The following is an 11,669-nucleotide window of genomic DNA, read 5'->3' as shown; positions in this document are numbered from 1 at the left end:
CTGACGGGTGCATTGTCTGCGAACCCCACAATATTGTCAAAGGTAATTGACAGATCATAGGCTGTCGGCGCTATTAGAGGGGAGAAACGCCAGATTTTATTGGCGTTTCTGTCAACTTAACACGGCAGACGACCTGCAGTCGATGTAAACCTAGTTGATGTAAATCTAAATTGACACTTTACCCCTTCGAGGCGTAAGTTTGGACCTGAAGATCATTCAGGGAACACCCGCCATGCGAGGGCAAGCCGCCTCTCAAACTCCTCCGGTTCAGCTGTATACGGCTGACGAACGCGCCCGACGGGACGCCACGAAATGGACCTTGGTTCAGGGTGTTTTGGCGCCGTTGCAGTTTGTGGTTTTCCTCGTCTCTGTGGGGCTGGTTTTGCGCTATTTGTCCACTGGCGCGGGCTACGATGCGGCGACCGTTTCGGTGGTCGTGAAGACGGGCATTTTGTACCTGATCATGGTCACCGGAGCGATCTGGGAAAAGGTCGTCTTCGGGCAGTATCTTTTTGCCCCTGCCTTCTTTTGGGAGGACGTGTTCAGCTTTGGCGTCATTGCCCTGCATACCCTTTATATCGTTGGTCTTTTTGCGACCTCGTGGACAGGTGAAACGCTGATGTGGATCGCGGTGGCGGCCTATGTGGCCTACGTCATCAACGCGGGTCAATTCGTGTGGAAGTTGCGCCGTGCGCGGCTGGATGCGGAGGCTGTCAGATGACCTATGCACCAACACCCCCAACCGACGGCGGATGCCGCACGGCACCCGTGCTGAAGGAGCGCGGACAGCGCGAGGTTTTCTGCGGATTGACGGGCATCATCTGGCTGCACCGAAAAATGCAGGATGCATTTTTTCTGGTGGTCGGATCGCGGACCTGCGCCCATTTGCTGCAATCGGCGGCCGGTGTGATGATTTTTGCCGAGCCGCGATTCGCGACGGCGATTCTGGAAGAAGGCGATTTGGCCGGTCTGAAAGACGCCCAAGACGAATTGGACGCCCAAGTTGACAGATTGTTGGCCCGCCGGCCGGACATCAAGCAGCTGTTTCTGGTCGGATCCTGCCCGTCTGAGGTGATCAAGCTGGATCTTGCCAAGGCGGCGGAACGACTCACTTTGGCGCATGGACCGTCGGTTCGGGTGCTGAATTTCAGCGGTTCGGGAATCGAAACGACGTTTACCGAGGGCGAAGATGCTTGCCTTGCGTCGATGGTGCCGGTGCTGCCTGAGACGGACGCGCGGCAGTTGGTTGTCGTGGGCGCCTTGCCCGATGTGGTCGAGGATCAGATGCTGGGGCTGCTGAGCGGTTTGGGCATCGACACGGTGCGCTGTTTGCCCACGCGCACGGCGGCGGATGAGCTGTCGGTCGGGCCGAACACGGTCTTTGCCCTGACCCAGCCGTTTCTGGGGGAAACCCATGCCGCGTTGGAGCGGCGCCACGCCCGCCATCTGCCAGCGCCATTCCCTTATGGTGAGGAGGGCACGACCGCCTGGTTGGCCGCCATCGCGGCAGAGTTTGGCGTAGACGCCGAGACGTTTGCGGCGGTCACAGATGCGCCGCGCGCACGGGCGCGGGCAGCAGTAAGTCAGGCGTCTGAGGCGCTGCGCGGCAAGTCGGTGTTTTTCATGCCGGACAGTCAGATGGAAATTCCGCTGGCGCGGTTTTTGGCGCGGGAATGCGGGATGCAGCCGATTGAGGTGGGCCAGCCCTATATCCACGACGCGCTGCATGGGCCGGATCTGGATTTGCTGCCAGCGGGCCCGCAGATTTCCGAAGGGCAAGACGTGGACAAACAGCTGGACCGTGCCCGCGCCGCGCGGCCTGATCTGACGGTGTGTGGATTGGGGTTGGCGAACCCGTTGGAGGCCGAAGGGCTGACGACGAAATGGGCGATCGAGTTGGTGTTCACGCCGGTGCATTTCTACGAACAGGCCGGTGATCTGGCGGGGCTGTTTTCGAGGCCCGTGCGGCGCCGCAACATCCTTGGGTTGGAGGCGGCAGAATGAAGCTTTCGGTGTGGACATATGAAGGCCCGCCCCATGTGGGCGCGATGCGCGTTGCCACGGGGATGAAGGGGCTGCATTACGTGTTGCACGCGCCGCAAGGCGATACCTATGCGGACCTGCTGTTTACGATGATCGAGCGGCGCAACCATCGCCCGCCGGTCAGCTATACGACCTTTCAGGCCCGTGATCTGGGCGCGGATACGGCGCATTTGTTCAAGGATGCTTGTCAGGATGCGGTGGACCGGTTCAAGCCAGAGGCGATTATCGTCGGTGCGTCCTGTACGGCGGAATTGATCCAGGATGATCCGGCGGGTCTGGCGGAGACGATGGGATTTGACATTCCGGTCATTCCGCTGGAATTGCCCAGCTATCAGCGCAAGGAAAACTTTGGCGCGGATGAGACGTTCTTTCAGATTGTGCGCCATCTGGCCCGTCCGATGGAGCGGACGGCGCGGGTGACGTGTAACCTGATCGGGCCCACGGGCCTTGGGTTTCGGCACCGCGATGACATCGAGGAATTGACAGGCCTGTTGTCGGACCTCGGGATTGACGTGAACGTCTGTGCGCCCATGGGGGCCACGCCCGCCGACATCGCCCGCATGGGGGCCGCGCATTTCAACGTTTTGATGTATCCCGAAACGGCGGAAAGTGCCGCCCGTTGGATGGAACGGGAATTGGGCCAGCCTTATACCAAGGTCGTGCCGATTGGCGCGGGCGCCACACGTGATTTCATCGCTGAAGTGGCTGAGATCACCGGCCTGCCGTGTCACGCAGACGACAGCCGGTTGCGTCAGCCTTGGTATGCGGCGTCGGTCGACAGCACCTATCTGACCGGAAAACGGGTGTTCATCTTTGGCGACGGGACCCATGTGAAGGCGGCAGCACGGATCGCGCGGGATGAAATGGGGTTTGAGGTGGCCGGGATCGGCTGTTTCAACCGTGAAATGGCGCGTGATATTCGCAAAGTGGCGAAAGAGTACGGCGTCGAGGCGTTGATCACGGACGATTACCTTGAGGTTGAGGAGGCGATTGAGCGTCTGCAGCCTGAGATGATCCTTGGCACGCAGATGGAACGTCACATTGGCAAACGGCTGGGCATTCCCTGTGCTGTCATTTCTGCGCCGGTGCACGTTCAGGACTTTCCCGCGCGCTACTCCCCCCAGATGGGGTTTGAGGGCGCGAATGTGATTTTTGACACGTGGGTGCATCCGCTGGTCATGGGTCTGGAAGAACATCTGCTGCACATGTTCCGTGAGGATTTCGAATTCCACGATGATGCGGGGGCGAGCCATCATGGGCATCAGGCCAAGCCGCGTTTGGTAGAGGGGGGCGCTGCCCCCGACGCTGTCGCGTCTCCCCCGGAGTTTTCTGGTCAGATGAAGGCGGGCGACAATGTCATCTGGCTGGATGATGCGGAACGTGAGTTGAGGAAGATCCCGTTTTTCGTGCGCGGCAAGGCGCGGCGCAATACCGAGAGTTTTGCGACTGAGCGCGGGTTGGCCGAGATCTCCATTGATACGCTGTACGAAGCGAAGGCCCATTTTGCGCGATAGTGTTGATCATATCCCCTATCGCGTCGTGATCGTGACGTTGGACCAGCACACTGCTGGTCCGATTGCGCGGCTTGCGCCCAAGATGTCGGCCGAATTTCCGGGGCTGTCGGTTGAGGTGTTTGCCAGCGCCGAGTGGGAGGCGAACCCGGCGGCGAAGGATGCGGCGATTGAGGCGGTGGGTGCGGCGAATATCGTCGTTGGCAATCTGGTGTTTCTTGAGGATCAGTTGAACGCCATTGTGCCTGTGATGAAGGCGCGGCGCGCGGAGCTGGATGCCTTTGTGGGGGTCATTGCGGACCCGTCCATCGTCAGCCTGACGAAGATGGGCGATCTGGATATGACGAAGCCCGCCTCAGGGCCGATGGCGTTGTTGAAAAAGCTGCGTGGTGCGAAAAGCCATGACAGCGCGTCGGGCGCCAAAAAGATGAAGATGCTGCGGCGGCTGCCAAAGATCCTGCGATTGATCCCCGGCAAGGCGCAGGATTTGCGGGCCTGGTTTTTGTGCATGCAGTACTGGTTGGGCGGATCAGACGAGAACATCGAACAGATGTTGCGGATGCTGCTGAGCCGGTATGCGTCGCGTCGTGAATGGGGCGGCATCTCGGTTGAGGCGCCGAAAGACTACCCTGAAACGGGTCTGTATCATCCTGATTTGCCCGCTGAGGGGATTGTAACCGATTTGGCAGACCTGCCCCTGCGGGACGGGCCGAAAGTCGGCGTTTTGATGTTGCGGTCGTATATTTTGGCCGGTGATACGGCCCATTACGACGCGGTTATTCGCGCGTTTGAGACGAAGGGGCTTTGCCCTGTGCCGGCTTTTGCCGGGGGGCTTGATGGGCGGCCTGCGATGGATGCCTATTTCGACGGTGTTGATGTTGTGGTGTCCTTGACGGGGTTCAGCCTTGTCGGGGGGCCTGCGTATAATGACAACGCGGCAGCTATCGAGGCCTTGGCACGCCTGAACGTGCCTTATGTGAACGCACAGCCGTTGGAATTTCAGACGTTGGGTCAGTGGGCCGCGGGCAAGCAAGGGCTTGGGCCGGTGGAGACGACCATGTTGGTCGCTTTGCCTGAGATTGACGGGGCGATCGCGCCGACGGTGTTTGCGGGGCGGCATGGGCCGGAGGGCTGTGCCGGTTGCGCCCATAAATGTGTGGCGGCTGAAAAGGCGATGGCCCCGTGTCATGAACGGATTGAGAGCCTGGCCGAGAAGGTCGACCGTTTGGCGCAGCTGCGGCGGCGGGACGTGGCTGAGGCCAAGATCGGTATTGTCCTGTTTGGTTTTCCGCCCAATGCGGGCGCTGTTGGGACGGCGGCGTATTTGTCTGTGTTTGAGAGCCTGCACAACACGTTGCGCCGGATGAAGGCGGATGGATATGACGTGGAATTGCCCGAAACGGTGGATGATCTGCGGGCCGCGGTGTTGCAAGGCAATGCGGCGCAGTTCGGGCAAGAGGCGAATGTCGCGGATCATGTGAGTGCCGATGATATCGTGGCGAATACGCCGCCTTTGGCTGAAATAGAGTCTGTTTGGGGGCCTGCCCCCGGTAAGGTCCAATCGGACGGGCGGGGTGTGTTCGTTTTGGGGGCGCATTTCGGCAAGGTGTTTGTCGGTGTGCAGCCCACCTTTGGCTACGAGGGCGACCCGATGCGGTTGCTGTTTGAGGAAGGCTTTGCGCCCACGCATGCGTTCACGCAATTTTATCTGTGGCTGCGCAATACCTATGAGGCCGACGCGGTCTTGCATTTTGGAATGCATGGGGCGTTGGAATTTATGCCCGGCAAGCAGGCGGGCCTTGGCGCACGGGATTGGCCGGACCGCCTGATGGGCGAGATGCCGAATGTGTATCTTTATGCCGCCAACAACCCGTCTGAGGCCACATTGGCCAAACGGCGGTCAGGTGCCGTAACAGTGACACATTTGACGCCGCCGTTGCAGTCGGCTGGGCTGTATAAAGGTCTGGCTGAGTTGAAAGACAGCCTGGCGCGGTGGCGCGGGATGAGCGGTGAGGATGCGGATCGCGCTGTGCTTGAGGCCTTGATTGCCGACCAAGCGGCCGCCGTGGATATGGACGGGGTCGCGCCGGACACCCTTTGGCTGAAGCTGTTGGAAACAGAGGATGCGTTGATCACGGACGGGCTGCATGTGGTGGGCCGCGCGATGCCTGACGCTGATGCAGACGCTTTGTTGGACTTGATGACGTTTGAGACCACTGCGGATCGGACGGCGGCCAAGGCAAAGATGCAGTCTGATGCGGAGTTGGACGGGCTGATGTCGGCACTTGCGGGCGAATACGTGGTGCCGGTGCCGGGGGGGGATGTGATCCGCAGCCCTGAGATCTTGCCAACGGGGCGCAATATTCACGCCTTTGATCCGTTCCGGATGCCCACGGCCTTTGCCATGCAGGACGGTCTGGCGCAGGCGGAATTGTTGCTCAAGACCCACGACAGCCTGCCGCGCACGGTCGCGTTGGTGTTGTGGGGATCGGACAACATCAAGTCGGACGGGGTGCCGATTGCACAGGCGCTGGGCCTGATTGGGGCGCGGCCACGGTTCGATTATTATGGGCGGCTGTCCGGGGCGGATTTGATCCCGCTGGAGGAGTTGGGCCGGCCCCGCGTTGATGTCATTATGACGCTTTCGGGCATATTCAGAGACTTGTTGCCGCTGCAGACGCGCATGTTGGCAGAGGCTGCTTTCAAGGCGGCCATGGCGGACGAGCCTTTGGATCAAAACTTTATCCGCGCCCATGCGCTGGCCTATGCCAATGAAATGGGATGCGACATGGAAGAGGCCGCGCTTCGGGTCTTTTCCAATGCCGAAGGGGCCTATGGGTCCAATGTGAATTCACTGGTCGACAGTTCTGCCTTTGAGGGGGAGGACGAATTGGCGGATGCCTATGAGGCGCGCAAATCCTTTGCTTACGGGATGGATGGCAAGCCCACGAAGAACGCGACCCTGTTGCAGGCCGCGTTGAAGGATGTGGATGTGGCCTATCAGAACCTGGAAAGCGTCGAGTTGGGCGTGACCACGGTTGATCATTATTTCGATACGCTGGGCGGCATTGCGCGTGCTGTGAAGCGGGCCAAGGGTGAGGATGCCGCCGTTTATATCGGCGACCAGACGCGGGGGGCCGCGAAGGTGCGGACGCTGAAGGATCAGGTGGCCCTTGAGACACGAAGCCGTGCGCTGAACCCTCGGTTTTTCGAGGCGCTGTTGGAGCATGGCCATGAGGGGGTGCGCCAGATCGAGGCGCATATCACCAACACGCTGGGGTGGTCTGCCACCACGGGGCAGGTGGAGCCTTGGATCTATCAGAAACTGAGCGAAACCTTCGTGCTGGACGAAGAGATGCGCGACCGTTTGGCGGCGTTGAACCCGCAAGCGAGCGTGCGGATGGCGTCGCGTCTGCTGGAGGCATCCGACAGAGAGTACTGGGCGCCGGACGACGAGACATTGGCGGGTTTGCAAGATGCGGCGGACGCGTTGGAAGACCGGCTGGAAGGGATTGCGGCGGAATGATGATGATCTGCGATCAGGTCCTGCGGACGGCAGAGAGCAAAAATTCGCAGAATTTTTGCGCCTCCGGCGGGCATATTTTTGAAACAGCGAAACGGGGCGATCTGCCCTTGAGGAGGGTGCTATGAGCCCCAGAGACGAGATACCGGTGTTGCGCGGCGAGGACGGAGAGGGCTCCGTTCAGGTGCATCAGGACGATCAGCTAAAGATTGAGGGCGCGAAGGTGTTTTCGATTTACGGTAAGGGCGGGATTGGGAAATCAACCACGTCTTCGAATATGTCGGCGGCCTTTGCCAAGATGGGCAAGCGGGTGTTGCAGATCGGGTGTGACCCCAAGCATGACAGCACGTTTACCTTGACGGGGCAGTTGCAGCCCACGGTGATCGACATTTTGAAAGAGGTGGATTTTCACCCCGAGGAGCTGCGGCCCGAGGATTTCGTGACCGAAGGCTATGGTGGCGTGAAATGTGTGGAGGCCGGTGGGCCGCCTGCGGGCACGGGCTGTGGTGGCTATGTCGTCGGGCAGACGGTGAAGCTGTTGAAGCAGCACCATTTGCTGGAAGACACGGATGTGGTGATTTTCGATGTCTTGGGCGACGTGGTGTGTGGTGGTTTTGCGGCCCCGTTGCAGCATGCAGACAAGGCGTTGATCGTGACGGCCAATGATTTTGACAGCATCTATGCGATGAACCGGATTATTGCCGCCGTCCAGGCCAAGTCGAAGAACTACAAGGTGCGGCTGGCGGGCTGTGTGGCGAACCGCAGCCGCGACACGGATGAGGTAGACCGGTACTGCCGGACCGTCGGGTTCAACCGGATCGCACATATGCCCGATGTGGATGCCATTCGGCGGTCGCGTCTGAAGAAGAAGACGCTGTTTGAGATGCCGCTCGATGACGAGATTGCGGCGTGTCAGGCGGGCTACATCCGGATGGCAGAGGCGCTGTACAATTCCACGGAAACGACGACGCCTGCGCCGTTGGAAGACCGCGACATCTTTGAATTGTTGGGGTTCGATTGATTGACCTATGAAGTAACCAGATCCCGCGTCGAAGATTATTTCGACCGGACCGCGACCAAGACATGGGAGCGGCTGACATCGGATGCGCCGGTGTCGGGCATTCGTGCGACGGTGCGTGCGGGGCGCGACCGGATGCGGGCGGTGATGCTGGGGCAGTTGCCGACGGATTTGACCGGGGTGCGGGTGCTGGATGCGGGCTGTGGCACGGGGGCCAAGACGTTTGAATTGGCCGAACGCGGGGCCGAGGTGGTGGCCGTGGATATCGCGCCGGAGATCATCAAGATTGCCCAAGCCCGCTGTCCTGATCATTTGCGCAAGCGCGTGACGTTTTATGCGGGCGATATGATGGACCCGGGGCTTGGCACGTTTGATCATGCGGTCGCGATGGATTCGATGATCTATTATGACGAGGCGACGTTGGTGGATCTGCTGCGCGCCCAGGAAAAGCGGATCAAGGGACGGTTTGTCTTTACGTTGGCGCCGCGCACCCCGTTGTTGATGGCGATGTTCCGCGTTGGAAAGCTGTTTCCACGCGCTGACCGGTCGCCCGTGATGGTGCCGCAGAACACGGCATCGCTGAGCAATGCGCTGCGGATCGCGGGTGTTCAGACGCGCTTGGCTGAAGTCGAGCGGGTCACATCCGGCTTCTATATTTCGCAGTGTTTGCGGTTCGGGGGGCGGCCATGATTTTCCGCGCGGCCGACCTGCAAAAAGTGACGTTGAAGATGTTGCCGTTCTCGGATGCAGCGTCTGAGGGGCTGCCGTTGGGGCAGTTGTTGCGGTTGGCGCTGTTTCAGGTGTCTGTGGGCATGGCCGGGGTCATGTTGCTGGGCACGTTGAACCGCGTGATGATTGTTGAGTTGGGCGTGCCTGCGTTGATCGTGGCGTTGATGATTGCGATCCCCGTGTTGGTGGCACCCTTCCGCGCGTTGTTGGGGTTCAAGTCGGATACCTATCGGTCTGCCATTGGCTGGAAGCGGATCCCGTATTTGTGGTTTGGCACGCTGTGGCAGTTTGGTGGCTTGGCGATCATGCCCATGGCGTTGCTGGTGCTGTCTGGAAATACGGCGGTGGATATCCCCGAAGGCGCGCGGCAGTTTGCAGCCGGTTTGGCGTTTTTGCTGACGGGCATCGGGATGCACATGACGCAGACCGCGGGGCTGGCCTTGGCCGCCGACCGTGCGGATGATGAGACGCGGCCACGGGTTGTGGCACTGCTTTATGTGATGTTCCTGCTGGGGATGCTGGCGTCGGCGGTGATCATCGGGACGTTGTTGCGCGATTTCAGTGAGCTGAAGTTGGTGCAGGTTGTGCAAGGCGCGGCTGTTGTGACGATCGTGCTGAACCTGATCGCGTTGTGGAAGCAGGAAAAGGTCAAACCGATGTCGCGTGAGGAACGCGCGGCGGCGAAGCCGACCTTTGGCGATGCCTGGGCCGATTTGATGGCGGGTGGCCGTGCGGGCCGTTTGTTGGCGGTCGTGTTCCTGGGCACCATGGCGTTCAACATGCAGGATGTGTTGTTGGAGCCCTATGGCGGGGAGATCCTGGGGCTGAGCGTGTCTGCCACGACGCTGCTGACCGCGGCTTGGGCCATTGGGGCGCTGCTGGGGTTTGCGGCTGCCGCACGTTGGCTGGCCAAATCGACCGATCCGTACCGGATTGCGGCGCGGGGGATCCTTGTGGGTCTCTTTGCCTTTTCGTCTGTGATTTTTGCGGCCCCGCTGAACAGCGGTGCTTTGTTCTTTGCCGGTGCATTTGCCATCGGCCTAGGGGGCGGCCTGTTTTCGGTCGCCACGTTGACCGCTGCCATGACCATGCCTGCGGGCGGGTTGGCGGGACGCGGTCTTGCGCTTGGTGCGTGGGGGGCCGCTCAGGCCACTGCGGCCGGGCTTTCTACGGTGATCGGGGGCGGCCTGCGGGACGTTGTCGGTGGCCTTGCTACTCAGGGAACCTTTGGAGAGGCGCTCGCCACGCCGTCCACGGGCTATTCTGTCGTGTATCACACGGAGATTGGCCTGCTGTTTATCACCCTCATTGCTTTGGGTCCGCTGGTGCGGGTTCGGGCGATGACCGGAACCGACAAGGCCAAGTTCGGCCTTGCGGATTTCCCAACCTAAGACGGAGGACATACCCATGGTTGGCGTAGACTTTTTTGGAAATTTCGATCTGGCGAGTGCAGCGATCTGGCTGTTCTACATCTTCTTTGCGGGGCTGATCTATTACCTGCAAACAGAGAACATGCGCGAAGGTTATCCGCTGGAGGATGACGACGGAAACATCGCGCCGAACCAAGGCCCGTTTCCCGTGCCAAAGCCCAAGACGTTTGATCTGCCCCACGGGCGTGGCAGCGTCACTGTGCCGAGCATCGAGAACGAGACCGCCCATCGGCGCGGTGATCTGGCCTTGGCGCGCACGGCGCAATCTGCGGGCTCTCCTTACGTGCCCACCGGTGATCCGATGGTTGACGGTGTTGGCCCTGCATCTTGGGCGCCGCGCCGCGATGCGCCTGAATTGGATGGGCATGGTCATGTGAAGATCCGCCCCATGGCAAGCCTGCCCGACTTTGCACATTCCGCCGGACGTGATCCGCGCGGTAAGGCTGTTGTGTCTGGCGACGGCGAAGTCATGGGCCGCATCACTGATATGTGGGTCGATGTGCCGGAACAGCTGGTGCGTTTCCTGCAGATGGACATGAACCCCGAAGGCACGGGCCAGATGCGTCTGATCCCGATCAATATGTGTCGCATCAAATCCGACCGGATCGTGGTGCGGTCCCTGTACGCCCACAATTTTGCGGGCATCCCGACCACTAAATCCGGCGATGAAGTCACGCTTTTGGAGGAAGAGAAGATCATGGCGTATTACGCCGGTGGGACTCTCTATGCCTCAGAAAAGCGGTTGGAACCGCAGCTGTAAGACAACGAAAGGACGAAAAGATGTCCCATGACGATTTCAAATTCGAACCTGTACGGGGGTTGCCTGAGGCGCTCCCCGAAGGGGAACACATTTTGTGGCAGGGCAGTCCTTCGGTGCTGCGACTGGCGCGGGATGCGATGAAATTGAATTGGGTGATTGCCTATTTCGTTCTTTTGACGGTCTGGCGCGTTGGTGTGTCCTCCACCTTTGTGCCGATGGATCAGGCTTTGGCGCATGGCGTCCCGTTCGTGGTGATCGGGGCGCTGTGTTGCCTGCTGATTTTGGGGCTTGCGACGATGCAAGCGCGGTCGGCTGTTTACACGCTGACGAACAAGCGGGTGGCGATGAGGATTGGTGCCGCCCTGACGATGACGCTGAACCTGCCTTACACGCAGATCGGCAATGCGGGCCTTGATCTGAAACGGTCGGGTCACGGGACCCTCGCGTTTGAGCTGATTGGCGATGTGCGGTTTTCCTATCTGATGACATGGCCCCACGCGCGGCCCTGGGTTTTTGCCAAGACCCAACCGGCGTTCCGGTCCATCGCGGAGGCCGAAAAGGTGGCGGATATTTTTGCTGCCGCCGCTGAGGCCCGCGTGTCTGTGCCGCAAGTCCAACAACAGGCGCCCAGCGCCGTCGCAGCGGAGTAAGTGAT

At 60.2% G+C, this 11,669-nt stretch carries 9 protein-coding genes; all 9 read left to right on the top strand.

The window, feature by feature from the left end:
* The first annotated feature begins 232 nt into the window (after positions 1-232).
* The 9 genes from bchF (at position 233) to puhB (ending at position 11,664) form a co-directional block, all read left to right on the top strand.
* Positions 233-721 (top strand): 2-vinyl bacteriochlorophyllide hydratase, encoded by a 489-nt coding sequence (bchF, locus tag PSJ8397_RS07520; protein WP_085863969.1) that lies wholly within the window; start codon positions 233-235, stop codon positions 719-721.
* The gene (locus PSJ8397_RS07515) at positions 718-2,004 is read left to right on the top strand and encodes a ferredoxin:protochlorophyllide reductase (ATP-dependent) subunit N (RefSeq protein WP_085863968.1); all 1,287 of its coding nucleotides are present in this window, start codon (positions 718-720) and stop codon (positions 2,002-2,004) included. Before bchF ends, PSJ8397_RS07515 begins: the two co-directional genes overlap by 4 nt.
* Positions 2,001-3,557 (top strand): ferredoxin:protochlorophyllide reductase (ATP-dependent) subunit B, encoded by a 1,557-nt coding sequence (bchB, locus tag PSJ8397_RS07510; RefSeq protein ID WP_085863967.1) that lies wholly within the window; start codon positions 2,001-2,003, stop codon positions 3,555-3,557. The genes PSJ8397_RS07515 and bchB overlap by 4 nt, the downstream gene beginning before the upstream one ends.
* Positions 3,547-7,080 (top strand): cobaltochelatase subunit CobN, encoded by a 3,534-nt coding sequence (locus PSJ8397_RS07505; protein WP_085863966.1) that lies wholly within the window; start codon positions 3,547-3,549, stop codon positions 7,078-7,080. The genes bchB and PSJ8397_RS07505 overlap by 11 nt, the downstream gene beginning before the upstream one ends.
* A gap of 121 nt (positions 7,081-7,201) precedes the next feature.
* A complete protein-coding gene (gene bchL, locus PSJ8397_RS07500) occupies positions 7,202-8,098 on the top strand; it encodes a ferredoxin:protochlorophyllide reductase (ATP-dependent) iron-sulfur ATP-binding protein (RefSeq protein ID WP_085863965.1) in 897 nt (298 codons plus the stop codon).
* Positions 8,099-8,785, top strand: coding sequence for a magnesium protoporphyrin IX methyltransferase (bchM, locus tag PSJ8397_RS07495; protein WP_085863964.1), 687 nt, complete (start codon positions 8,099-8,101; stop codon positions 8,783-8,785).
* The gene (locus PSJ8397_RS07490; protein ID WP_085863963.1) at positions 8,782-10,215 is read left to right on the top strand and encodes an MFS transporter; all 1,434 of its coding nucleotides are present in this window, start codon (positions 8,782-8,784) and stop codon (positions 10,213-10,215) included. The genes bchM and PSJ8397_RS07490 overlap by 4 nt, the downstream gene beginning before the upstream one ends.
* 16 nt (positions 10,216-10,231) lie before the next feature.
* Positions 10,232-11,014, top strand: coding sequence for a photosynthetic reaction center subunit H (gene puhA / locus PSJ8397_RS07485; protein ID WP_085863962.1), 783 nt, complete (start codon positions 10,232-10,234; stop codon positions 11,012-11,014).
* Positions 11,015-11,034: 20 nt separating this feature from the next.
* Positions 11,035-11,664, top strand: coding sequence for a photosynthetic complex putative assembly protein PuhB (puhB, locus tag PSJ8397_RS07480; RefSeq protein WP_085863961.1), 630 nt, complete (start codon positions 11,035-11,037; stop codon positions 11,662-11,664).
* The last annotated feature ends 5 nt before the right edge of the window (positions 11,665-11,669 follow it).

It is taken from the genome of Pseudooctadecabacter jejudonensis (assembly GCF_900172275.1).
GTDB lineage: Bacteria > Pseudomonadota > Alphaproteobacteria > Rhodobacterales > Rhodobacteraceae > Octadecabacter > Octadecabacter jejudonensis.
Note: the sequence above shows the minus strand (reverse complement) of the source record. Positions and strands in the feature narration are given on the sequence as shown.